Origin of the sequence: Pseudovibrio sp. Alg231-02, assembly GCF_900143565.1 — a bacterium.
Lineage (GTDB): Bacteria > Pseudomonadota > Alphaproteobacteria > Rhizobiales > Stappiaceae > Pseudovibrio.
Genome location: NZ_FREX01000001.1, coordinates 1,061,281 through 1,083,554 on the forward strand (window position 1 = coordinate 1,061,281; position 22,274 = coordinate 1,083,554).

At 51.4% G+C, this 22,274-nt stretch carries 23 protein-coding genes; 11 read left to right on the forward strand and 12 right to left on the reverse strand.

From position 1 onward, the window contains the following. Positions 1-107: 107 nt before the first annotated feature. Positions 108-701, reverse strand: coding sequence for a YqgE/AlgH family protein (locus DHN43_RS04660; protein WP_057462914.1), 594 nt, complete (start codon positions 699-701; stop codon positions 108-110). 192 nt (positions 702-893) lie between these two features. Between DHN43_RS04660 and DHN43_RS04665 the strand changes: the two genes are divergently transcribed. Beyond that, complete coding sequence (locus tag DHN43_RS04665; protein WP_063302434.1) at positions 894-1,751, forward strand: protein-disulfide reductase DsbD domain-containing protein; 858 nt, start codon at positions 894-896, stop codon at positions 1,749-1,751. A gap of 140 nt (positions 1,752-1,891) precedes the next feature. Beyond that, positions 1,892-2,377, forward strand: coding sequence for a peroxiredoxin (locus tag DHN43_RS04670; protein ID WP_057462915.1), 486 nt, complete (start codon positions 1,892-1,894; stop codon positions 2,375-2,377). Between the two features lie 52 nt (positions 2,378-2,429). On the opposite strand, the gene DHN43_RS04675 is transcribed toward DHN43_RS04670, so the two are convergent. The 8 genes from DHN43_RS04675 to coxB form a co-directional block, all read right to left on the reverse strand. Beyond that, complete coding sequence (locus DHN43_RS04675; protein WP_108817862.1) at positions 2,430-3,512, reverse strand: SURF1 family protein; 1,083 nt, start codon at positions 3,510-3,512, stop codon at positions 2,430-2,432. Next, on the reverse strand, positions 3,502-3,897 hold the full coding sequence (locus DHN43_RS04680; protein ID WP_208989245.1) for a DUF983 domain-containing protein: 396 nt from the start codon (positions 3,895-3,897) through the stop codon (positions 3,502-3,504). Before DHN43_RS04680 ends, DHN43_RS04675 begins: the two co-directional genes overlap by 11 nt. Positions 3,898-4,040: 143 nt before the next feature. After that, positions 4,041-4,919: a cytochrome c oxidase subunit 3 gene (locus DHN43_RS04685; protein ID WP_063293734.1), complete on the reverse strand. Its 879-nt coding sequence runs from the start codon at positions 4,917-4,919 to the stop codon at positions 4,041-4,043. 58 nt (positions 4,920-4,977) lie between these two features. Beyond that, on the reverse strand, positions 4,978-5,601 hold the full coding sequence (locus tag DHN43_RS04690; RefSeq protein ID WP_108817863.1) for a cytochrome c oxidase assembly protein: 624 nt from the start codon (positions 5,599-5,601) through the stop codon (positions 4,978-4,980). Positions 5,602-5,610: 9 nt separating this feature from the next. Next, the gene (locus DHN43_RS27175; RefSeq protein WP_199914768.1) at positions 5,611-5,766 is read right to left on the reverse strand and encodes a hypothetical protein; all 156 of its coding nucleotides are present in this window, start codon (positions 5,764-5,766) and stop codon (positions 5,611-5,613) included. A gap of 23 nt (positions 5,767-5,789) precedes the next feature. Next, a complete protein-coding gene (locus DHN43_RS04695; RefSeq protein WP_063287204.1) occupies positions 5,790-6,722 on the reverse strand; it encodes a heme o synthase in 933 nt (310 codons plus the stop codon). Positions 6,723-6,863: 141 nt separating this feature from the next. After that, positions 6,864-8,456 carry a cytochrome c oxidase subunit I gene (gene ctaD, locus DHN43_RS04700; protein ID WP_063287203.1) on the reverse strand — a complete coding sequence of 531 codons (1,593 nt, stop codon included), beginning with the start codon at positions 8,454-8,456 and terminating at the stop codon, positions 6,864-6,866. An 82-nt stretch (positions 8,457-8,538) separates the two neighbouring features. Beyond that, positions 8,539-9,420 (reverse strand): cytochrome c oxidase subunit II, encoded by an 882-nt coding sequence (gene coxB / locus DHN43_RS04705; RefSeq protein ID WP_373456180.1) that lies wholly within the window; start codon positions 9,418-9,420, stop codon positions 8,539-8,541. 591 nt (positions 9,421-10,011) lie between these two features. On the opposite strand from coxB, the gene DHN43_RS04710 reads away from it, so the two are divergent. Further along, positions 10,012-10,539 carry an invasion associated locus B family protein gene (locus DHN43_RS04710; RefSeq protein ID WP_082830689.1) on the forward strand — a complete coding sequence of 176 codons (528 nt, stop codon included), beginning with the start codon at positions 10,012-10,014 and terminating at the stop codon, positions 10,537-10,539. Between the two features lie 104 nt (positions 10,540-10,643). Here DHN43_RS04710 and DHN43_RS04715 read toward each other — a convergent pair whose 3' ends face one another. Continuing rightward, the gene (locus tag DHN43_RS04715; protein WP_306418662.1) at positions 10,644-11,219 is read right to left on the reverse strand and encodes a DinB family protein; all 576 of its coding nucleotides are present in this window, start codon (positions 11,217-11,219) and stop codon (positions 10,644-10,646) included. A 187-nt stretch (positions 11,220-11,406) separates the two neighbouring features. Here DHN43_RS04715 and DHN43_RS04720 point away from each other — a divergent pair, with 187 nt between their 5' ends. The 3 genes from DHN43_RS04720 (at position 11,407) to tldD (ending at position 14,166) form a co-directional block, all read left to right on the forward strand. Next, positions 11,407-12,024 carry a LysE family translocator gene (locus tag DHN43_RS04720; RefSeq protein ID WP_208980500.1) on the forward strand — a complete coding sequence of 206 codons (618 nt, stop codon included), beginning with the start codon at positions 11,407-11,409 and terminating at the stop codon, positions 12,022-12,024. Then, complete coding sequence (locus tag DHN43_RS04725; protein WP_208994822.1) at positions 12,021-12,626, forward strand: LysE family translocator; 606 nt, start codon at positions 12,021-12,023, stop codon at positions 12,624-12,626. Before DHN43_RS04720 ends, DHN43_RS04725 begins: the two co-directional genes overlap by 4 nt. 115 nt (positions 12,627-12,741) lie before the next feature. Continuing rightward, a complete protein-coding gene (gene tldD / locus DHN43_RS04730) occupies positions 12,742-14,166 on the forward strand; it encodes a metalloprotease TldD (protein ID WP_063293732.1) in 1,425 nt (474 codons plus the stop codon). A 66-nt stretch (positions 14,167-14,232) separates the two neighbouring features. Here tldD and DHN43_RS04735 read toward each other — a convergent pair whose 3' ends face one another. Further along, positions 14,233-14,982: a transglutaminase-like domain-containing protein gene (locus DHN43_RS04735; protein ID WP_108817864.1), complete on the reverse strand. Its 750-nt coding sequence runs from the start codon at positions 14,980-14,982 to the stop codon at positions 14,233-14,235. Between the two features lie 217 nt (positions 14,983-15,199). Between DHN43_RS04735 and DHN43_RS04740 the strand changes: the two genes are divergently transcribed. The 5 genes from DHN43_RS04740 to DHN43_RS04760 all read left to right on the forward strand — a co-directional run bounded on the left by DHN43_RS04740 (position 15,200) and on the right by DHN43_RS04760 (position 21,263). After that, positions 15,200-17,104, forward strand: coding sequence for a monovalent cation:proton antiporter-2 (CPA2) family protein (locus tag DHN43_RS04740; RefSeq protein ID WP_108817865.1), 1,905 nt, complete (start codon positions 15,200-15,202; stop codon positions 17,102-17,104). Between the two features lie 114 nt (positions 17,105-17,218). Further along, positions 17,219-18,997, forward strand: a complete 1,779-nt coding sequence (locus DHN43_RS04745; RefSeq protein WP_057462270.1) for a monovalent cation:proton antiporter-2 (CPA2) family protein — start codon at positions 17,219-17,221, stop codon at positions 18,995-18,997. Positions 18,998-19,143: 146 nt separating this feature from the next. Next, positions 19,144-19,566 carry a MerR family transcriptional regulator gene (locus DHN43_RS04750; RefSeq protein ID WP_108817867.1) on the forward strand — a complete coding sequence of 141 codons (423 nt, stop codon included), beginning with the start codon at positions 19,144-19,146 and terminating at the stop codon, positions 19,564-19,566. A gap of 6 nt (positions 19,567-19,572) precedes the next feature. Next, positions 19,573-20,937 carry an MATE family efflux transporter gene (locus tag DHN43_RS04755; protein ID WP_108817868.1) on the forward strand — a complete coding sequence of 455 codons (1,365 nt, stop codon included), beginning with the start codon at positions 19,573-19,575 and terminating at the stop codon, positions 20,935-20,937. A 104-nt stretch (positions 20,938-21,041) separates the two neighbouring features. Beyond that, complete coding sequence (locus tag DHN43_RS04760) at positions 21,042-21,263, forward strand: DUF2093 domain-containing protein (RefSeq protein WP_108817869.1); 222 nt, start codon at positions 21,042-21,044, stop codon at positions 21,261-21,263. Here DHN43_RS04760 and lpxK read toward each other — a convergent pair. Then, positions 21,260-22,273 (reverse strand): tetraacyldisaccharide 4'-kinase, encoded by a 1,014-nt coding sequence (lpxK, locus tag DHN43_RS04765; RefSeq protein WP_108817870.1) that lies wholly within the window; start codon positions 22,271-22,273, stop codon positions 21,260-21,262. The genes DHN43_RS04760 and lpxK overlap by 4 nt on opposite strands. Between the last annotated feature and the right edge of the window lies 1 nt (position 22,274).

Sequence of the window (22,274 nt, forward strand, 5' to 3'; positions counted from 1 at the left end):
CTGAAATTAGATTCCCAAAACTGTCGCATTTGCGTTTCAAGTGCGCACAGGGAAATAGCAGAAATTGTAGGAAGTTGCACGGCGAAATCTCGTTTAGGCACGTAAGATCATGCGTGGCCAATGTCGCTGGACAACATCCCGGGATCAATACCAAGAATATCAAGCGCGTTGTGCCACTTCTGATCGCCCTCTCCCTCAAAGATCAATGAGGGATCTGTTTGACACGTCAGCCAACCATTTGCCTGTAATTCCGTTTCAAGCTGCCCGGGTGCCCAGCCAGCATAACCCAATGCCAACAATGACTTCTTAGGGCCTTTGCCTGCTGCAATGGCGCGCAAAACTTCGACCGTGGCGGTTAGGACAACGCCGTCTTCAATCTTGAGGCTCGTCTCCTCCAGAAAATAATCGTCTGAATGAAGGACAAAACCGCGACCGGCATCAACTGGCCCACCGCGATAGACTTTGCGTTCAGAAATATCGATTGCCAGCGGATCTTCATTTTCGTCTTCGACGATATTCAGTTGACCCAAAAGTTGCCCAAATGTGATGTTAGGGGCCGGCTGATTGAGCACAATCCCCATCGCTCCCTCTTCGGAGTGAGCACACACGTAGATGACGGAATGGGCAAAACGGCCATCCTCCATAGTGGGCATGGCAATGAGATATTGTCCGTCAATGTAACCCGGTTTTTCACCAGACATGTTGGGGGCGCTCTCCTCATGCTTCAAACGGATTGCCTCAGTTCAGTGTAGAGGCAATTATATTATAGGTACTCACGGATTTTTCCGGTGATCAATGATCAGTGGAAAAAAGGTGAGATTGTTCACGGATCATTGATTGTCTGAGAGGCAATCTTAATGGGAATTTGAAAAGGGACCGTTTAAATAGACTCTATGATTTCTAGATTCTTCAAATCGACCCTCATCGCTGCTGCGGTGCTCTCCGCCTCTGTTTCAAGCGCCTTGTCATCAAGTGTGTCTGAATGGGTTATTGTTCAAGGCGGTGCAGTTCGCCTTTTACGTGCGAGCGAGCCTAACACCGATGGCCTCTATCGCGGCGGGATTGAATTTCGCCTTGAAGAAGGCTGGCACACATACTGGAGATATCCAGGTGAAGCCGGTATTCCGACAGAAGCCAGCTTTGTTAATTCAGTCAATATAGCTAGCGCGGAGCTGATGTTCCCTGCGCCGAAGGCTTACTCTGACGGATTTTCCACATCTCTGATATATTCAGACAAGGTGGTGCTGCCTTTGCTGATTAAGCGCATGGATGACGGACGCCCGGCCATTTTGAATGCAAACCTGACCTTTGGCATCTGCAAAGACATTTGTATCCCAGGACAGGCCGAGGTCTCTCTCGTCTTTCCTGCGGCCACGATGAAAGATGATGTTGCTGACAAACTGGTCAATGATGCCTTTGCGCAGGTTCCAATTACGCAAGGCGACATGCCGAGCTTGTTTCCAGAGATAAAAATCACCGGAGAAGGCAAGGACCGCACTGTAAACATCAGCGCGAAAGTCTCCTCCAAGGACAAATCGCCGGAGCTCTTCATTGAAGGCCCTGCAGGTTCTTATCATGGAGTGCCCAAGCTGGCCTCTGTGAAAAAAGGTAGGGCACACTGGACTATGTCCTATATTGGACTGCCAGAAGATGTGAGCGACATTGAGCTCCGCCTTACACTGGTGACCAAGGATGGTGCTTTTGAGGAAACGCAAAGTGTTTCAGTTCCTCAGGCCAGCGCTTCGAAATAAGCTTGTTTACGGGCTTTAGTTGTATTTGCGAAATAGAGAGCTCGCAGCTACAACTGAAGCCCGTTTCTTTTTAGATGCAGACCTCTGATTGAGATGTCTGTTATGTTGTGATCAGCAAAAGCAAATTGGGGGAACTTTCCATGGTCATTCAAGTAGGCGAAAAGCTGCCAAGCGTTACATTCAAAACCATGAGTGCAGACGGGCCAGTGGATGCGACCAGTGAAGAGCTGTTTGCCGGCAAAACCGTAGTTCTGTTCGCAGTTCCTGGCGCTTTCACGCCAACCTGCCACCTGAACCACCTGCCGGGTTTCATCGACAATGCAGAAGCCATCAAGGCAAAAGGCGTTGAAACAATTGCTGTTGTTTCCGTGAACGACGCGTTTGTCATGGGGGCCTGGGCACGTGACACGCGCGCTGATGACAAGATCCTCTTCCTCGCTGATGGCAGCGCTGATTTCACCAAGGCAGTTGGCCTTGAGCTTGACGCAAGCGCCTTTGGAATGGGCATCCGCTCCAAGCGCTATTCCATGATCGTGAAAGATGGTGTGCTGGCTTCTCTGAATATTGAAGAAGCTCCGGGAGAAGCAACGATCTCCTCTGCTGAAAACATTCTTTCTCAGCTATAAAGCAAGTTGTCCAAGAACGTTTAAGGGGAGCCATGCTCCCCTTTTTTGTGGTCTATCGCTGAAATTTATTTCGCTTGCGCCGTGCCGCGTCAGATATCATCCGGAAGCGATCAGCCTTCCGTTTTTCCTCTTCTGCATCAAAGTCTTCGTCGTCTTCATCATCATCTTCATTCTCAGAAGAGACCTTGCCTCGATCCAGCCATGCCTTGATCAGGAACGCAAAGTAGACGCCGACCAGAGTGAGTGCGAGACCTGCCCATGTGAAGGCATATTGCAGGTGATTGTTCGAGAACGTCATACGGGTCTCACCCGCTTGCGGCAGGTCACCAGCAACGCTCACTGTCTCCTGAAGGTCAATCGTGTAGGGTGCGGTCTGATCCGGCAGCAATCCCATAGCTTCAGCCATCGCCTTTGGCTCGCGCACATACCACACATTGGTCTTCTGGTTTGGTTCTGCGGAGAACATGCTCGCCACCTCGGCTCTGCGAGCAAGGCCGGTGATGGTTAATTGCCCACGCGGTGGAGCGGAGCCCAAACGTGTGCTGAACTCTTTACGATCAATTGGAACAAAGCCACGATTGACCAAAACGTTCCAGCCGTCATTCGTGATGAAGGGTGCGTAGACAAAATACCCCTGCCCGCCCAGTGGGCCTTTCGGCTTGGTTAGAGTATCAAAGTAGTACAGCTCGCCGATAATGAACTGGCCAGACAGCTCAACAGGCATATAGTCGATTTCGTCGCTCGACATATCCTCCCAGGTTGCCGGGCCGGGCGCTGCAACAGCAGGTTCAGTCGCCCGCACTTCAGCGCGCGCAATCAACGCCACCTTTTCATCCAGACGATTGAACTGCCACAAACTCAGATTGGCTAGAATAGCTAGCCCAACTGCAGCACACAGGTGCAAGATCCAATAGCGCTTGAGAAATGCAACGAACCCAGGCTTTGCTACTGCATCCTCAGCATCAGTGTCGTCATGTTCCATTTGATCATCTGTCACGGTGTTATCTTTGTTTTTTCTCGTGTTGCGATGAGTGTGTTCAGGAACCGGTTCAGGTTCCTCATGCCAGGCGACATCGTTTTTTCGCGCAGGCTTTGAATCAGATGAAGCATCGCCAATCTCCCTTTCAGCGATCATCAAGCTTTCCTTCCGCTGCATTGTTCTTGTACTGCAATGCAATCAACAGGCCTTTGAGTATGCGCAGAAGCGTCACACTCAACACCACAGTCACGGGTGCCCAGATAATCAAATGCAGCCAGAGTGGAGGTTCGTACGCAAACTCAACGAACAAAACACCACCAACAAGAATAAACCCCAGAATGAGAATGACAAAGACTGCAGGTCCGTCTCCAGAATCTGCAAAGTCATAGGAAAGACCGCATCTGGAACAAGACGCACGCAGGTTTAGCAGGCCCTGAAACAATGGCCCTTCCCCACACCGTGGACATTTTCCGCGAAGACCAGCTGAAAATGGATTGGCAGGAAGGCCAAGATAAGCCTTTGTCTTCTTCCTCTCACTCATGTGAAGCCTCGGATACACAGGTGACTTTGAACGCTCGTAAGGCACCTAGGTCATATACATATAGAAAAGGCGGCTTGCGCCGCCCTTATCTTTTTTCGTTTTTCGTCTGAATTCCAGACCCACTCTTGGCTAATGCCGCAAGCTTAGCCGCCCCAGATGTAAACGGATGCAAACAGGAACAGCCAAACCACATCCACAAAGTGCCAGTACCAGGCTGCTGCCTCGAAGCCGAAGTGCTTGGTGGTGGAGAAGTGTCCAGCCAGTGCACGGAACAAACACACAGCGAGGAAGATGGTGCCCACGATCACGTGGAAGCCATGGAACCCTGTCGCCATGAAGAAGGTTGCGCCGTAGATGTTCTCGGAGAAGCCGAAGGCTGCATGAGAGTATTCGTAGGCCTGACAGATGGTGAAGATCACACCCAGAACGACGGTCGCGATCAGACCCCATTTCAGGCCATCACGGTCCCCATGAACCAGTGCATGATGTGCCCAGGTGACTGTTGTACCAGACAGAAGCAGGATCAATGTGTTCAACAGTGGCAGGTGCCACGGATCGAAGGTTTCGATACCTTGTGGAGGCCAAACACCGCCAGTGTGCTCAACACGACCAAACTGCGCGGCTTCACCCGCGAACAGGGATGCATCAAAGAATGCCCAGAACCATGCAACAAAGAACATAACTTCGGACAGGATGAACAGCAGCATGCCGTAACGCAGGTGCAAAGATACAACGCGTGTGTGGTGCCCTTCGCGAGATTCCTTAACCGTGTCACGCCACCACATAAACATGGTGTAAAGAACGATACCAAGACCAATTGCAAACAGGCCCCAACCGTTCAGCGTAAAGCCAACGGTTGTTTCGCCATCAGCGTTGCTCAGAAATGAGAAGCTTACGCCGCCCTCACTCATGCGCATGAATACAATCGCGCCGATTGCCATAACCAGCGCCCCAACTGACCCAACAAATGGCCATGGGCTTGGCTCGATAATGTGATAATCGTGGTTTTTAACACCAGCCATATCTTTCTCCCCATTTCAAAAAAGGTCGCTTCTGCAAAAGGCAGATCCGTCTCGCAACCTAAAGCTTGTCAGTGGCCGCGTCGCTTGGAGAAGCCACTGCAGCTGTTTCTTCCTCGCCGTCTTTCGGCAATTCAAAGAATGTGTAGGACAAGGTGATTTCCTTGATATTCTTCAGGCCCTCGTCCTTGTCCAGTTCCGGATCGATGAAGAACACGACCGGCATATCGATCGATTCTCCTGCTTCAAGCGGTTGCTCGGTAAAGCAGAAGCAATCAATTTTGTTGAAGTAGCCCCCGACTTCGAAAGGCGCCACGTTAAACGTGGAAGTTCCGGTAGAAACCTGCTGCGCGAGGCTTTGGGCCTCGTACATAATCTCGGTCATCTGACCCAGTTTCACGCGGACTTTCTTTTGTTTTGGTTTGAAATCCCAATCCAGACCCGGAGCGACGTTGGCGTCAAAGCTCACGATGATCTCACGATCAAGGATCGTATCGGATGCCTCTTCTGCTCGCTGTGTGGTGCCGCCATAGCCCGTCACTTGACAGAAGAGCTGATAAAGCGGGACAGCTGCAAAGGACAAACCAACCATTCCAAAGAACACGCCCCCGCAAATCACAGCGACGGTAGCGTTGCTGCGGTTTACTTTGGCCTGTTCTGCTGTTTTTGGTTTTTGATCAGTCATTTGCGTCTCTTACAGTGGACGATCCATGATGCCCGGACCGAGCTTCACGATGGTGATCACATAAAACATTGCAACAAGAACGCCGAGTGTGACTGCAAGAGCCACTGAACGTCCGCGGCGGGTCTTGGCTTGCTCTTCAGAAAGAACTGCTTTTTGTTTGCTCATTTTCTTCTCTTTCCAGTTATGCGTTAGACCAGACCAATCATGTTCTCAGCGAGCAACCCAGCAAAAATCAGCATGAGATAGAACAAAGAGAACTTGAAGAGAGACATTGCTGTTTTCTTAGCTGCATCACCCTCGCGCACTCTCCAGACACGGATTGCATAACCGAGGAACACCAAGCCAAGGATGGCAGAACCAACACCATAAAACACCGAGGCAAAGCCTAGGAAGTACGGTGCCATGCCAACTGGTAGCAACAGCAAAGAATACAAAACGATTTGGTGACGGGTCGCGGTTTCGCCTGCGACGACCGGCAACATTGGGACGCCAGCAGCCTGATAGTCGCCGTTTTTAACCAGCGCCAAGGCCCAGAAGTGTGGAGGTGTCCAGGTGAAGGTGATCATGAACAGTGCGATGCTGACCAGTGTTACGTCACCTGTAACAGCTGCCCAGCCGACCATTGGCGGAAGCGCGCCAGCTGCACCACCGATAACGATGTTTTGCGGCGTGCTGCGCTTGAGCCACATTGTGTAGATGACCACGTAAAAGAAGATCGTGAACGCCAACAGACCAGCGGCCATCCAGTTTGCCACCAGACCGAGGGTCAGGACAGAACCGAAGGACAGAACCATGCCAAAAGCAAAGGCTTCCTGACGTGTGATTTTGCCTGCCGGGATCGGGCGCTTTTTAGTGCGGGACATGACAGCATCAATGTCTGCATCCCACCACATGTTCAGCGCACCAGATGCACCACCACCAATGGCGATGCAAAGAATAGAAATGAAGCTGAGGACCGGGTGTTGATTGCCCGGAGCCATGACAAGACCAACAGCTGCTGTGAACACAACAAGAGACATTACCCGCGGCTTGAGCAGCGCGATGTAATCAGAAACGCTTCCACGACCACCAAGATCGGTTGCGTCCTCGTGAAGTCCCTGTGTCTGTTCCAGCATTGTCATGCCTGTACCTCTGTCGCGATATTGAAACCTGTGCCGTTTTTCAGCGTTCTAGACTTCATCCCCGGAACATTGGAGCACTTCCGGGCTTGTGCTTTACCTAGAACCGAGGGCGCTGACACGCCCCCGGCAATTTCGGTGCAGTTACTTGATCTTTGGAAGGATCTCGAACTGGTGGAATGGAGGAGGTGAAGACAGTGTCCATTCCAGAGTAGTTGCGCCTTTGCCCCATGGGTTATCGCCAGCCACACGCTTCTTGATGAATGCGTCAAGGACACACCACAAGAAGATGAGCACTGCAAAACCGGTGAGATAGGAACCGTAGGAGGAAACCATGTTCCAGCCAGCGTATGCGTCCGGGTAGTCGGCATAACGGCGTGGCATACCAGCAAGACCCAAGAAGTGCTGCGGGAAGAACACGAGGTTCACACCGATGAACATGAGGGTGAAGTGCAGGTTGCCGAGGAACTCGGAGTACATGTAACCGGAGATCTTAGGGAACCAGTAGTACCAGGCTGCAAAGATCGCGAACACAGCACCCAGAGACAGAACGTAGTGGAAGTGAGCCACAACGTAGTAAGTGTCATGCAGTGCGCGGTCGAGACCTGCGTTTGCCAGCTGAACGCCGGTTACACCGCCAACGGTGAACAGGAACACAAAGCCGATCGCCCAGATCATTGGCGTGCGGAATTCGATGGAACCGCCCCACATGGTCGCAATCCATGAGAAGATCTTAATGCCAGTCGGCACTGCAATCACCATGGTGGCGAACAGGAAGTACGCCTGCGTATCTGCAGACAGACCAACAGTGAACATGTGGTGCGCCCAAACAACAAACCCAACAACACCAATCGCAACCATCGCGTAGGCCATGCCGATATAACCGAACACAGGCTTGTGCGAGAAGGTGGAGATGATGTGGGAGATGATGCCGAATGCAGGCAGGATCAGGATGTACACTTCAGGGTGACCGAAGAACCAGAACAAGTGCTGGAACAAGATTGGGTCACCGCCACCAGCAGCTTCAAAGAAGGTGGTGCCGAAGTTACGGTCTGTCAGCAACATGGTGATCGCGCCAGCCAAAACAGGCAGAGAGATCAACAGCAGGAAGACTGTTACCAGCACGGACCAAACGAACAGCGGCATCTTGTGCATGGTCATGCCAGGCGCGCGCATGTTGAAGATGGTGGTGATGAAGTTGATGGCACCCAGAATGGAAGATGCACCAGCAACGTGCAGTGCCAGAATTGCAAAGTCCATTGCAGGACCAGGCTGACCGGAGGTGGACAGCGGAGGATAGATCGTCCAGCCACCGCCGACACCGTTTGCACCTGGTGGACCTGGCACGAAGAGTGACAGGAGCAGCAGGATAAATGCTGGTGGCAGAAGCCAGAAGGAGATGTTGTTCATGCGTGGGAACGCCATGTCAGGCGCACCGATCATGATCGGAACGAAATAGTTCGCGAAGCCACCGATAAGCGCTGGCATAACCATGAAGAAGATCATGATCAGCGCGTGCGCTGTGGTGAACACGTTGAACAAGTGTGGATCGGAGAAGTACTGCATCCCCGGCTCCTGAAGTTCCATACGCATTGCGATGGACAGAAGACCGCCGATGATACCAGCCATGATCGCGAAGATCAGGTAAAGGATACCGATATCCTTGTGGTTGGTGGAGTAGACCCACCGCACCCATCCAGTTGGATGGTCATGTGCATGCGTTTCAGACGCAGACATAGTTGTGCTCCCTCGTAAAGTTCTTGCTCGTATGCGCAGCAGCCCTTGACGCGCGCATACTCGGCTCAATCAGTGGCCCCGATTAACGGGACGCAACCTTCACGTCGGTGGCTGCGGTGGCAGCAACCTTCTTCTCATCAGCAATCAGCTTTGCGAGAAGTGTGTTTGCTTCGTCGACGTCGGACTTCGCAGCTTCGGCCCAAGCCTGATACTGCTCTTTGGTCACGACTTGCACGGCGATTGGCATGAACGCGTGGTCTTTACCGCAAAGCTCTGAACACTGGCCGTAGAACATGCCGGTGTTATCAGCACGGAACCAGGTTTCGTTGAGACGGTATGGAACAGCGTCGATCTTGATGCCGAATGCAGGAACAGCAAATGAGTGGATCACGTCTGCTGCGGTTACCTGAACACGCACTGTGGTGTCGACTGGAACAACAATGTTGTAGTCCGTCGCAAGAAGGCGAGGAAGCTCAGCGTTTGTCAGGCCTTTTTCAGCCATGATGTCTGCACGCTCATCGTCCTGAATCATCAAGGCGTCGAATGAGACATCTTCCATGCCTTCATCCGCGTACTCATAACCCCAATACCACTGGTAACCAGTTGCCTTGATGGTCATTTCGTATTCAGGGATATCAAGCTGTTTGAAGAGCAAACGGAAAGACGGAACTGAGATCATCACCAAAATGAGGATTGGGACAACCGTCCAAACAACCTCGATCATAGTGTTGTGTGAAGTGCGAGATGGCGTTGGGTTCGCCTTCTTGCGGAATCTGATGATCACAACAAGCAGCAGGAGTGCTACGAAAACCGTCACGCCGGCCATAATGATCAGGGTAAAATCGTTAAACCAGCGAATGTCTTCCATCACTGTCGTCGCCGCAGGCTGCATGCCCATCTGCCACGGCGTTGGCTGTGCTGCATTGGCTGCACCTGCCATAAAACCCGTCAATCCGATTGCCATAGTTGCGGCAATGGTCGCCAGGTGATGCTTCAAGAGCTTCATCACGTCTTGCGCTCCCTGTCCCTCTTAAATGCCGCCGAAACGGCAATCCTCTTCTTGTCCACACATGTGGGGTGCCCACTTTGGCCCGTCCGACCAGTCCTCACACCTGCGTGAATATCTGCGACATAATAACCCAATAAGGGTTTCTACGCGATTCCCCTAAGGTTATAGCGACTATAAGTCGCAGTATCATTTGACTTGAATCAATGAGTTGGACAAAAAACATAAGAAATCCGCAGATGCAATTGGATTTTGAACGATCTCCGCTGTTTTCACCTAGTTACTTTTCCCTATATCGAAAATCGATCATTTCTATCCATGCGTCCAATTTCACTCACTAAATCGTCACTTTATCGGCAAAAAGGAACGTTACCTCGGCGTGAACAATGTGAGTCGGATCCCTCCTTCCTCGTCAGTTAAGTGGACAGCCAAGAATGCCAGTTTGCGCTTTGACGTCAGGAGCGGTATTCCAATATTTTAGGGAAACACCCCACGCTGGCTGGCTGGGGAGACAGACACTGCACAGCCGGTGAACTGGAGGAAGGTTTTTTGAAGCAGTTTTTACGCACGCTGACTCTAACAGTTGCGATGACAGTGGCGGGTGCCGCCGGATTTTCCGGAGCTGGTCATGCTCAACAAGCGCTTGGCGAACTCAAAGGCGAGTTTGGTGATTGGCAGCAGCGTTGCGCCAAATCCCCAGGTTCTAACGTCGAGCAGTGTGCTCTTATTCAAAGTGTGACAGATTCTGCACGTGATACTGTAGGCCTGACAGCGATTATTCTTAAGACGGCTGACCAGCAAGCGACCGTTTTGCGCATTCTCGCTCCACTTGGCGTTTTGCTACCGATGCAACTTGGTCTGAATGTAGATGGTAAAGATGTTGGCCGGATGCCATTCATCCGCTGTCTGCCTGCCCCAAGCGGTTGCGTTTCTGAAGCGATGCTGGAAAAGGATCTGATCGACAAGCTCACAACAGGTCAGACTGCAACTTTCATCATCTTTGAGACACCAGAGGAGGGTATCGGCATTCCGATCTCACTGGTTGGTCTGAAAGAAGCAATCGCGGCTCTGCCTTAAGTGTAAGTGCTTGCCCTCAAATGTAATCTGAAAGCCGAGATGATGAAAATCGCCTCGGCTTTTGTCTTTTCAGGCGTGAGGAAAGATCCTGCCTAACTAGCTGATCACCCACGATCTGGCCAGATGTCAGTCTCACAGAACCCGAGTGCGCCGAAGTCATCCTTACGGGCCTGCTGCTCCATCTCATTGCTAAGAAAGAATTCATCGAGCTGAGGTGGTGCGACTGAAGTTCCGCTCAACATGGCGTGCACTTGCCCGCGATGGTGCATCTGATGTTGAAAGAGATGCAAAAGAAGCCTGTCTGCTCGTTCACTCAAAGGCTTGTCATCTCTCAGCACATGTATTTTGGAGAGGTCAGCGAGATCCATTGAGCCTATGTGTGCAATTAACTTCTGATCTGAGTTTCTTTGAGCCTCGAAAAGAGGTGGTAGTTGCTCAAAAGGGTACTCAGGATCAAATGCATTAATCCCGAGCGGCGCTCCTTCCAGAGCGCTGACATAGAACCAATCCACCGTGAGAATATGATTCAGTGTCATCAGGATTGAAGGGAAAAAACTTGTCCGTTTTGCAGCTAGCTCGTCTTCAGAGAGTTTCTTGCAACTGGAAAGTAGCCGATAATTCGCCCAAGCGTTGTTTTTGGCCTGCGCTTGAAAATATTGAAGCACTGTTATTTCCGTCACTTAAAAATTTGAGATCAGTCTCTGCAGTTTTCAAAGAGACCTCTTAGTTTTCCTAAAATGAGGCACGCAAAGCAAAGGGTTTTTGCACCTTAAATCCGGTGTGCTGTTTTCTATGGGAGCACATTCTGTTTGATTGCGGCAGCGTCAGCCTCCTGATGCAAACAGACCGGACCTTTGCAGGTGATCCGTGCCCATAGCAATGCATGTCTATATTGCGTTTGTTGTCACCACATTGATTATCATGTCGGTGCCTGACGCCAGTAAAATGTTGATCCTTTCCAGATCCGCATCCGGAGGAACTTTTGCTGGTCTCTTTACTCTCATTGGCGTCAAAGCAGCAGAAGCCATTCAGGTGGTGCTGGTTTCCTTTGGGCTTTCCTGGCTCATTGTCAGTTATCCCTATGTCTTTGAGACTGTGACCGTTTTGGGGGCGGCTTATCTGATTTATCTCGGGCTTCGAAGATGGAGAGCTGCAAGCCGCAGGATTGCTGAACCCACCAGCCAGGGCTCTGATTTTCTGACAGGTTTCATGATCAGCATTGCCAATCCCAAAACTCTCATTTTTCTCGCAGCTCTTTTCCCTCATTTTCTCAATCACGCGCATCCGGTAGATGCCCAGTTTGTTGTTCTGGGTACAACTTTTCTTCTGATTGCGACCTGCCTGGATCTACCGCTTGTGGTGGGCGGCGGACTGGTTGAGCGGTTGTTTCGATCTCCACGTGTTGAAGGTGTGCTGAAGCGGTTCAACAGTGGTGTTTTGCTCACTGCCGGAGTTTTCCTTATGGGACTGTTGGTTTTCAGATGATGAATATCAGCCTTTACCTCGGATTTATTGTAGCGACATTCATCTTACTGGCTATCCCTGGGCCTAACGTGATGATGATACTGGCTAAATCCACTCGTGAAGGCACTTCAGCGGGCCTGATTGTTATGGCCGGCATGACGATCGCACAAGCTGTCCAGATCATTGCTGTTGTGCTTGGCCTTTCCTGGGTGGTGCGCACCTACCCTGATGCCTTTGAGGTTATTCAGCTTGGAGGAGCGGCCTATTTAATCTACCTGGGCATCTCCAGTTGGTTGTGTGCGGGGCGGCATGACAGAGTAGTGAGCGGAAGCCATAAGCATTTGAAAGTTGGTTTCTTTGTTGGCCTTTCAAACCCAAAATCACTGCTATTCATGGCGGCATTTTTCCCGCAGTTTATTGACAAGGCTTATCCAGCGGATCCGCAGCTTACGGTGATGGGTGTGACTTATCTTGTGATGGCGATTTTAATTGACGGACTGATCGCCGTTCTTGGCGGGTATTCCCGCAACTGGCTGTCTGCTCCTTCCGCAAGATTCAGGCTTGATAGAGTTTCTGGCGCCGTTCTGGTGTGTGCCGGATTGGTGCTCGCTTTCCTGCATTGACCCTCAAATACTTGGGAGCGATGGCCTTCCCGCCTCCTTTATTGAATAGTAAGCCTTGAAAGTGCACGGATTGTTCGCCACAACAGAGCAAATCCATTATTTCGGAGTTTTACCCATGAGCGATAAACCTATTGATCTTCTCCAGACCTCAGGACTGGACGAGGAGACAGCGCGCCAGATTACTGCGGCAGCGCTGAAAGGCGCTGATGATGGGGAACTTTATCTGGAATACAGCCAGAACGAAGGGCTTGTGTTCGACAATGGACGCCTGAAGTCCTCCACGTTCAGCACCGGTCAGGGATTTGGCCTACGCGCTGTTGTGGGTGAAGCTTCTGGTTATGCCCATTCTGACGACATTTCCGAGGCTGCTTTGAAACGCGCAGCTGATGCGGTTGCTTCAGTCCAGAGCGGTCATTCCGGTACTTATGCAGCACCGCCAGCTCGTACCAATCAAAAGCTCTACACGGATGAAAACCCGATTGGCAGCCCAAGTTTTGCTGAAAAAGTACAGCTGCTGCAGGAAATTGACGCGTATGCCCGTGCGAAAGACCCGCGCGTACAGCAGGTAACTGTTTCGCTGGCAGGCAGCTGGAAGACAGTGGACATCCTGCGAGCTGATGGTCACCGTATTCGTGATGTACGCCCGCTTGTGCGCCTTAACGTTTCGATTGTGGCTGGTGACGGCGACAAGCAGGAGACTGGCTCTTTTGGCTCTGGTGGCCGCGAAGGATTTGGTGAGTTTGTTGCTGAAACAAGCTGGCAGCATGCTGTTGAAGAAGCTCTGCGTCAGGCGCTGGTCAATCTGGAGGCAATCCCAGCCCCTGCTGGCACGTTTGATGTAGTGCTTGGCAACGGCTGGCCGGGCATTTTGCTGCACGAAGCAGTTGGGCATGGCCTTGAAGGTGACTTCAACCGCAAGAAAACATCGGCGTTTGCAGGCTTGATGGGACAGCAGGTTGCCGCAAAAGGTGTGACCATTGTTGATGACGGTACAATCTCCAAGCGTCGCGGCTCTCTTTCAGTTGATGATGAAGGCACGCCGACTGGTCGAACCACGCTTATCGAAGATGGTGTCCTTGTTGGGTACATGCAGGATCGTCAGAACGCTCGCCTGATGGGTGTTGAGCCAACTGGTAATGGCCGCCGAGAATCCTTCTCACACCAGCCTCTGCCACGCATGACCAACACCATCATGGAGAATGGTGATCAGGATCCAAAAGAGATCATCGAAAGCCTGGAAGACGGCATTTATGCTGTTTCCTTTGGTGGTGGTCAGGTTGATATCACCTCTGGCAAGTTCGTGTTCTCCTGTACTGAAGCCTATCGTGTCCAGAACGGAAAGATTGGCGCTCCAGTGAAAGGCGCGATGTTGATCGGGAACGGTCCAGATGCGCTCAAACGGGTGTCCATGATTGGCAACGACATGAAGCTGGATCCAGGTATAGGAACTTGCGGCAAAGCCGGTCAAGGCGTACCAGTGGGTGTTGGACAGCCAACCATGCGTATCAACGAGATGACGATTGGTGGCACTGCGACCTGATTGGTTCAGACACGTCTATGAGTTTGGAAGGGGCAGAGATGCCCCTTTTTCATTGCGATAACGCTTCTAATCCCGCAAAGGAATTGCAGGCACTTTACCTGCGCGAATGCGATTGGTTCTCCAGTTCATCACGTGACGGATCCCGTTCTCATATAACACCCTCATCATTGGCGAGAACGCCTGCATGTGTTCGGTGTAGAAATCATCCGGGCTATTATAGGTTCCGAAGTCATTGTTAATGCCGGTTTTCTGGATGTAGGTGTCCTGCCCCCGCCAATTGACCTGAGGTGCGCTGAGGCAGTTGGTGCCAACGCCGTAGCCACAAAGGGATTGTCTGCTTGGGGCAAACTTCTGCTGAAGAGCAGAGAGAAACGCATCGTCCAGAATAAAGCCCTCCAGATTAATCCAGCGGTCCTCAAGATAGATCTCAACCCAGGAATGCAAGATGTTGTCTGGGGCGATCTGGTAGACCAGTTCGGGCACTACTCCGCGCTGTAGTTCTTTATGGATTGTGAAGCCGTGCAGACGACAGGGAATCCCAACGGCTCTCATCAATGCCATGAGAAGTGTGCCTTTGGTATTGCATTGCCCTATACCATCAGCCAGCACCTGACTTGCCGGAATATTGTCTGCTTTATTGTAACCAAACAGGATTTCATTGCGGACGAAATCATAGACTGCTCCAGCACGATCAAAGAGAGGTAGATCCTTCCATTTGCGCTGCTCAACGAGCTGCCGGATTGTTGGCGCACTAAAGTTGAGTAGTGGGGTTTCCTTGAGCAGGATGTTTAAGTGAGTGTTTGGTTTGTCTAGCATTTTGCGCCTCCAATCGAGAATAAGGCGACTGTAAAGGCTCTAGTCACTGTAGGTTCAAGCCTTAATTTGCATCTATTTAATCTACAACCAGAGAGCTCAAACTGGCACTTCGTTAAGGGTGCTGAAGATTTACCTCAGCTTGTCTGTATTGCATTCAAACCGAATTTACGCTGGGTCTGTAGCTTCTTTCAAAAATAATAATGAGCCGCACCCTTTCATGATCACACTCCACCAACTGGATTTTGTGACAGACATCATGCTGTTTCTAAGCATGGCGATTCTGGTGGTGCCGTTTGCCAAATTGATCCGGGTTGGAACCATCGTCGGCTATTTGATAGCGGGCGTTATTTTAGGGCCGTGGGGCATTGGGCAGTATCTTGGCAGTCCCTTTAGCGCTCCTGATGAGCTGCGGCCCATTGGTGAGCTTGGCGTGGTCATGCTGCTGTTTCTGATCGGGCTTGAGCTGAATCCGGGCCGTCTTTGGTCTTTGCGTAAGGAGATTTTTGGCTCAGGGTCAGCTCAAGTAGGATTTTCCGCGCTTCTTATTGGGCTTGCTATCTATTTTGCAGGACTGACCTGGCAAAAATCTCTCATTATTGGCCTTTCGCTCGCGCTTTCATCAACGGCTCTTTCCTTGCGTATTTTGCAAGATCGCGGTGATCGCACAACGCCGATGGGGCAAACATCTATCGCAATCTTGCTGTTTCAGGACATGATGATTGTTCCCATTCTCGCGCTGATGGCGATTGTGGCGCCTGTTCCTATCGATACGGGCCAACGGCCAGGTTGGGAGACGGCGCTGATTATGGCTTCGACCGTGCTTCTATTGGTTGCTGTTGGCCGCTATCTGCTCACCCCGTTGTTTCGGCTGTTTGCCCGTATTGGTGCTCGCGAGATGATGACAGCCTCTGCATTGCTCACAGTGCTTGGCGCAGCAACGCTGATGAAAGCGGTGGGTCTTTCGAGTGCATTGGGCGCGTTTATTGCGGGTGTGATGCTGGCAGAAAGTTCTTTCCGGCATGAGCTTGAGGCTGATCTGGAGCCTTTTCGCGGCTTGTTGCTCGGGTTCTTCTTCATCACGGTCGGCATGTCTATTGACCTCAACTTTGTCTATCAGAACTGGGTGATAGTGCTTGCCTGCAGTTTTGGTTTGATGGTCGTGAAGTGTCTGAGCATTTTTTCTGTCACCCGCCTGTCTGGCCACACACCAGAAAACAGTTTGCAGATTGGTGGTTTGCTGGCTCAGGCTGGAGAGTTTGGGTTTGTCATCTTCTCAGCATCCGTCGCCGTTGATTTGCTGAACCCGCATCAGAGCAGCCTGCTCTCCGCAATCATCTCTTTCACCATGGCGTTTACTCTGCTGAGCGTTTGGCTCTCGCAATGGTTTGGCGTGAAGCTGAGGCCTGAGCCCGTGAAACCGGATATACCCAATACAGAGGGAGGCCGCACCAATGTGCTGGTGATAGGATTTGGGCGTTTTGGACAACTGGCTTCCCAGATGTTGATTGCGCAGGGCTCAACCGTGACTGTTCTGGATACAGACGCACAGCATATCCGGGAAGCCTCTCGGTTTGGCTACCGGATTTACTACGGAGATGGGCGACGACTGAATGTTTTGCGGGCAGCAGGGGCGGAAAATGCCAGTGTGATTGCGGTTTGTACCGAACGGGCCGAAACAACGAGCCAGATTGTGCGCATGACGAAAACACAGTTCCCACTCGCCAAAATCTTCGCCCGCGCGCATGATCGTCGTCACGCTATTCAACTTGTGACAGCGGGCGCAGACTATCAGCTGCGTGAGACCCTGGAGTCGGCATTACAGTTCGGGCGGGAAATACTGGAGGAGTTGGGTGAGGATGAAGACCGCACCTATGAAATTCTTGCAGATGTGCGGCGCAGAGATGCTGAGCTTTTGGCGTTGCAGCAGGTGGGTGGCCTGTATGCGGGTTACAAGCAATTCAAGCTGCCCGATGTGCCAGTAAAACCTTTGATGAAACCGAAATCAGAATCAACTGCCCTGAACGAACCTGCACGCCGCCTTGCGGAGGCCGAAAAGAAGGCAGAGAAAGAACAATCAGAGAATTCTGAAAAAACTTCACCACACAAGCCATCTTCAGACTAGCTTTATACGGAAAACTACATTTTCTCTTAGATAGAATTAAGGTATTCCCCTCAAAATCGACTGAAATCAGAAATGTCTGTTTTAATAGTTTGAATTCCGCTTTTTAGGATGCCAATGGCAGAAGCTCACGTTCCCCCGTTCTTTATCGAAACCATTGTGGTTCTTTCCGCTGCAGTTATCGCTGTGCCCATCACCAAACGGCTTGGCCTTGGTGCTGTGGTCGGTTTCCTCGCAGCAGGAATGGCGATTGGCCCCTATGGCATCGGCTTTTTCAATGAACCTGAGCGCATACTGGGCTTCGCGGAGCTTGGGGTCGTTTTGCTGTTGTTTGTGATTGGGCTGGAATTGGAGCCAGCCCGATTATGGACCATGCGGCGAGACATATTCGGGCTTGGGACAGCGCAGGTTGTAATCTCGGGTTTGATACTGACTTTAGGCGCTATGGTGTTTGGCCTGTCCTGGCAGGTTGCCCTGATCGCCGGGCTTGGTCTTGCTTTGTCATCCACGGCCTTTGCCTTGCAAATGCTGCAAGAGCGCGGACACCTGAGCACCAAGTATGGCCAACGGGCCTTCGGCATCTTGCTGCTGCAGGACATGGCTATCGTGCCTCTGCTTGCCATGGTCAGCATTTTAGCCCCTGCTGAAGCGGATGTGGAAGAAGCTTCCATTGCTATGCAGGTTATCACAGTTGTCGCTGCTGTTGGCTTTGTGATCTTTGCGGGCCGCTTCCTACTTTCTCCCCTCTTCAAGCTTTTGACGGCTTCAGGCGCTCGTGAGTTGATGATTGCTGCAGCACTGCTGGTTGCTCTGGGCAGTGCAGGTTTGATGAGCCTTGTTGGCCTCTCCATGGCATTGGGGGCTTTCCTCTCTGGCGTGATGCTGGCGGAATCTAGTTACCGACATACGCTGGAAGCAGATATTGAGCCTTTCCGTACTATGCTCATGGGTCTGTTCTTCATGACTGTGGGGATGGCTCTCGAACTTGATCTGATTGTCGCAAACTGGCAGCGTGTCGTTTCTGCGGTCGTGTTGCTGATGCTCACCAAGGGTGTTCTGCTCTGGGGCCTGTCGCGTTTGTTTGGCTCTTCCAACTCTGATGCTCTGCGCGTGGCAGTTACTCTACCACAAGGCGGGGAGTTTGCCTTTGTGCTGTTTTCAACGGCAACTGCTGCGGCGATCTTGCCAGAGGAATCTGCGAATATCCTCAGCGCTATTGTTATTTTGACGATGCTGCTCACTCCGCTTGGTGCGGTAGGTCTGGATTTTGTTGCGGAGCGGATGAAGAAACATGGCGATACCACCAACAAAATAGAGACCTTTGAGGATGCATGCCCGAGCGTACTAATCGTTGGATTTGGGCGTTTTGGTATGATGGTTGCGCAGATGCTGACTTCAGAAGGGATTTCCGTCACAGCTCTCGACAACAAGCCGGACCGGATCAACTATGCTCGCCAATATGGCTACAGGGTTTATTACGGGGATGCGACGCGGCCCGACGTGCTCAAGGCAGCTGGTGGTGAGAATGCAACCTTGATTGCTCTCTGCATTGAGGATGACCGCGTCATGAAGCAGGCAATTTTACAGATCAGATCCGCGTTCCCCAATGCAGCCCTTTATTGCCGAGCCACGGACCGAGCTCATGCGCTTGATCTCACCCGTCTTGGCGTTGACTATCAGATCCGTGAGACTTTTGAGTCCAGTCTGACCTTTGGTCGGAAAGCGCTTGAGTTTCTTGGTTTGCCGTCAGACCGTATTGACGAAGTCGAAGATGATGTTCGCAAACGAGACGATGAACGCCTGACAATGCAGCTTGCCGGTGGTGATCTTGCTGGCTCTGACAAGTTGCACCAGCGCACGCCACGCGATGAAAGTAAATCAGAAAAACCTGACTGATTAAATCATGTTATCAGAGCACTGCTCTTGACGCTGGTTGATTTGGAGCACATTTATTGCGTGGGCGTGGTGCGCTCTCATTTCAACATTTCGTGATCTGCGGCACTGCTTTCTCGCAGAGACCACATTAATCCGTATGGTTCGATATGGCTGGTGAATACTCAATCGGTGATCTTGCGAAGAAGGCTGGCGTTAAAGTCCAGACTATTCGTTTTTACGAGCAAAAAAAGCTGCTTCCGGAACCTCCGCGCACTGAGGGCGGTCAGCGTCGTTATGGCGAAGACCACCTGAACCGACTTTCTTTCATCCGTCATGGCCGTGATCTCGGTTTCTCTTTGGAAATGATCGAGAGCCTTATGCTGCTTAAGGAACACCCGGAGGATGACTGCGAGGGTGCAGACGAGATTGCACGGGCTCACCTGACTGAGGTGGAAGACAAGATTATTCGTCTCCAAAGCCTACAAACCGAGCTGAAGAAGATGCTGAAACACTGTTCCAGCGGAAAGATACACGATTGCAGGGTCATTGAGGCCCTCTCTTGCGATTGCTATCAGAATCGCCAAAAGTGAGTTTTTATGTCCAGACCAACTTCATCCGGCACACGGGATGCAAAATTCACCTATGGCTCGACTATGCGCCATGTTCTGGTGATGACATCCACCGGCTCAGTCGGATTGATTGCTATTTTTCTCGTTGATTTTGCAAACCTTTTTTACATCGCACAGTTGGGTATTGAAGAACTTGCGGCGGCAATTGGCTATGCCGGAACCATCATGTTTTTCAACTCTGCCATTGGCATTGGACTTTCCATTGCCGCCAGTGCTTCCGTTGCCCGGCGTATCGGGCAAGGTGATGTGAAAGGCGCACACCGCCTTGTGAGCATGTCGCTTATAATATCAACACTGATATCACTCGCTGTCGTGGCTGGTAGTCTGGCGTTTCTGGATGATCTGGCGATGTTGCTCGGGGCGTCTGGGCGTACGCTCGATTTTACGTTGCTCTTCCTTTACATCGTCGTGCCTTCCATGCCGTTCCTCGTTGGTGCGATGGTACTTTCTGCACTGTTGAGATCCGTGGGCGATGCACGTGGCGCGATGTTTGTGACCTTATCCAGCGGCTTTGTGACAGCCATTTTAGATCCGATCCTCATTTTCGGGTTTGATATGGGCATCACTGGTGCTGCAATCGCTTCTGTTGTTTCTCGTCTGGTGATGGTTGGTGTTGGCCTTTATATCCTGATCATCAAGCACAACATGCTCGGCAAGCCTGAGATCTCGAAGACTGTCAGCGATACGGTCGATCTGTTCAAAGTGGCGACACCAGCCATGTTGACCAACATTGCAACACCAGCAGGCAATGCCTGGATTATTGCGGAAATGGCTCAGTTTGGCGATGGAGCAGTTGCAGGCTTTGCGATTGTTGGCCGGATTATTCCTGTTGCTTTCGGTGCGCTGTTCGCTCTTTCCGGTGCAGTTGGTCCTATTATTGGCCAGAATTTTGGGGCCATGGAATTCGACCGGCTTAGCAAGGTTGTGAAAGATTCTCTTTTACTGATCGTGGTTTATACGCTGTCAGCCTGGGGTTTGCTGTTTGTGTTGCAGGAACCATTGGTGCAGTTCTTCAATGCTGAGGGCGACAGTGCATCGCTGGTCTTCTTCTTCTGCACATTTGCGGCAGCTGGTTTCCTGTTCAATGCTGCTTTGTTTGTCACCAATGCAGTCTTCAACAATCTGGGCTTCCCAATCTACTCCATGCTGTTTAACTGGGGCAGAGCAACTCTTGGGACTATCCCGTTCACCATTGCCGGTGCGTACTTCTATCAGGCAAACGGTGTTCTGGCAGGACAAGCCATCGGCGGTGTTGTTTTCGCCTTTCTGGCCCAATATGTTTGCTGGCGAACGATTGAGAAAATCCGCAAGGAAAAACTGGCAACTGCATAAATGCTGCCAGATTTATTTGCATAAGATGCATGTTCTTACCGCTGGCCTTTTTAAGGTTTGAGCGGTAAGAAAGGAAAAACGCAACAACTTTGGATGCTGAAATAATGAACCGTTTTGAACAGCCACGCGTTCCAACAGAAGCACGTATCCAATTTCTGGATGGTGATTATCAGGTGAAAGCACCCGGTAACTTTGTGAAGTGTGCGATCACTGGCAAAACGATCATGCTTGAAGAACTCAAGTACTGGAGTGTATCTCGTCAGGAAGCGTACATTGATGCAGATGCTGCCCTTAAAGCCTATGAAAGCAATGGCCTACAAGCCTAAGGCTTTTCGCAGTCCAACACAGGTTTCAGGCGCTCGATGAGGGCGTCTGGTTCAGCGATTTTCATCTCCACTTCCAGCACGCTTGCCAATTTTGCTAGCCGCGCAATAGATTGCTCTTCGCGGCCATCCAAACGCACGTAATCTTTTGTGGTCGTGATTGGTAGCAAGTCCTGCGTTTCAGCTTCACGCAGTATCAGGCGCGCGTCGTCTTTCGTGAAGTAATGATGATCCGGGAAGGACATGGTCTCAACGACCTCAGCTCCCGCCTCCCGCAGGCTGGCATATAGCTTTTCAGGACGACCAATTCCTGCAAATGCAAGCACGCGCTCCCCGTCTAAGGCATCTGCGGACACAGGGCGGATTGCAGCGTGCATCAAATCGATCCCAGCCTGGCGTGCAGTCTTTTGCTGATCGATACTCGCATCGCCCTCACCCACAACCATCAGCAGGCCAACCCGCTGCAGCTGTTTCTTGAACGGCATTCTCAATGGACCCGCCGGAATACATCTAGCATTGCCAATACCGGTCTTCGCATCCAGAAGAACGATGGAGAAGTCCTTATGCAAAGACGGGTTCTGGAATCCATCATCCATAATGATGACAGAAATATCCTGTTCTTCCAGAAGCTTGGCACCGGCTGTGCGATCAGCAGAGATCACTGTTGGGCCACGGCGTGCCAATAACATCGCTTCATCGCCAACTTCTGCGGCGGCATATTTTGACGGCTCTACGAGCAGCGGTCCTTTAATCGAACCTCCGTAGCCACGCAGAAGAAAACCGGGTTTGTGGCCAGCCTCTTTCAACAGAGCATTCAACGCCAGCGCGAATGGTGTTTTACCGGTACCGCCTGCTGTGAAGTTGCCAATGCAAATGACAGGTTGACGGGCTTTGTATCTGGGATTGTACCTGAAACGACGTGTCGCCATGTAGCCGTAGAGCGCGCCCAAAGGGCTCAAGAGTTTGGCTTGCCAGGTTCCGTTTTTCGTCCACCAAAAGTCAGGAGCGTTCATC

Coding starts and splice junctions, on each gene's coding strand:
- DHN43_RS04660 (WP_057462914.1), bottom strand. CDS start 701: ATGTCTGGTGAAAAACCGGGTTACATTGACGGACAATATCTCATTGCC.
- DHN43_RS04665 (WP_063302434.1), top strand. CDS start 894: ATGATTTCTAGATTCTTCAAATCGACCCTCATCGCTGCTGCGGTGCTC.
- DHN43_RS04670 (WP_057462915.1), top strand. CDS start 1,892: ATGGTCATTCAAGTAGGCGAAAAGCTGCCAAGCGTTACATTCAAAACC.
- DHN43_RS04675 (WP_108817862.1), bottom strand. CDS start 3,512: ATGATCGCTGAAAGGGAGATTGGCGATGCTTCATCTGATTCAAAGCCT.
- DHN43_RS04680 (WP_208989245.1), bottom strand. CDS start 3,897: ATGAGTGAGAGGAAGAAGACAAAGGCTTATCTTGGCCTTCCTGCCAAT.
- DHN43_RS04685 (WP_063293734.1), bottom strand. CDS start 4,919: ATGGCTGGTGTTAAAAACCACGATTATCACATTATCGAGCCAAGCCCA.
- DHN43_RS04690 (WP_108817863.1), bottom strand. CDS start 5,601: ATGACTGATCAAAAACCAAAAACAGCAGAACAGGCCAAAGTAAACCGC.
- DHN43_RS27175 (WP_199914768.1), bottom strand. CDS start 5,766: ATGAGCAAACAAAAAGCAGTTCTTTCTGAAGAGCAAGCCAAGACCCGC.
- DHN43_RS04695 (WP_063287204.1), bottom strand. CDS start 6,722: ATGACAATGCTGGAACAGACACAGGGACTTCACGAGGACGCAACCGAT.
- ctaD (WP_063287203.1), bottom strand. CDS start 8,456: ATGTCTGCGTCTGAAACGCATGCACATGACCATCCAACTGGATGGGTG.
- coxB (WP_373456180.1), bottom strand. CDS start 9,420: ATGGCAATCGGATTGACGGGTTTTATGGCAGGTGCAGCCAATGCAGCA.
- DHN43_RS04725 (WP_208994822.1), top strand. CDS start 12,021: ATGATGAATATCAGCCTTTACCTCGGATTTATTGTAGCGACATTCATC.
- tldD (WP_063293732.1), top strand. CDS start 12,742: ATGAGCGATAAACCTATTGATCTTCTCCAGACCTCAGGACTGGACGAG.
- DHN43_RS04735 (WP_108817864.1), bottom strand. CDS start 14,982: ATGCTAGACAAACCAAACACTCACTTAAACATCCTGCTCAAGGAAACC.
- DHN43_RS04740 (WP_108817865.1), top strand. CDS start 15,200: ATGATCACACTCCACCAACTGGATTTTGTGACAGACATCATGCTGTTT.
- DHN43_RS04745 (WP_057462270.1), top strand. CDS start 17,219: ATGGCAGAAGCTCACGTTCCCCCGTTCTTTATCGAAACCATTGTGGTT.
- DHN43_RS04750 (WP_108817867.1), top strand. CDS start 19,144: ATGGCTGGTGAATACTCAATCGGTGATCTTGCGAAGAAGGCTGGCGTT.
- DHN43_RS04755 (WP_108817868.1), top strand. CDS start 19,573: ATGTCCAGACCAACTTCATCCGGCACACGGGATGCAAAATTCACCTAT.
- DHN43_RS04760 (WP_108817869.1), top strand. CDS start 21,042: ATGAACCGTTTTGAACAGCCACGCGTTCCAACAGAAGCACGTATCCAA.
- lpxK (WP_108817870.1), bottom strand. CDS start 22,273: ATGAACGCTCCTGACTTTTGGTGGACGAAAAACGGAACCTGGCAAGCC.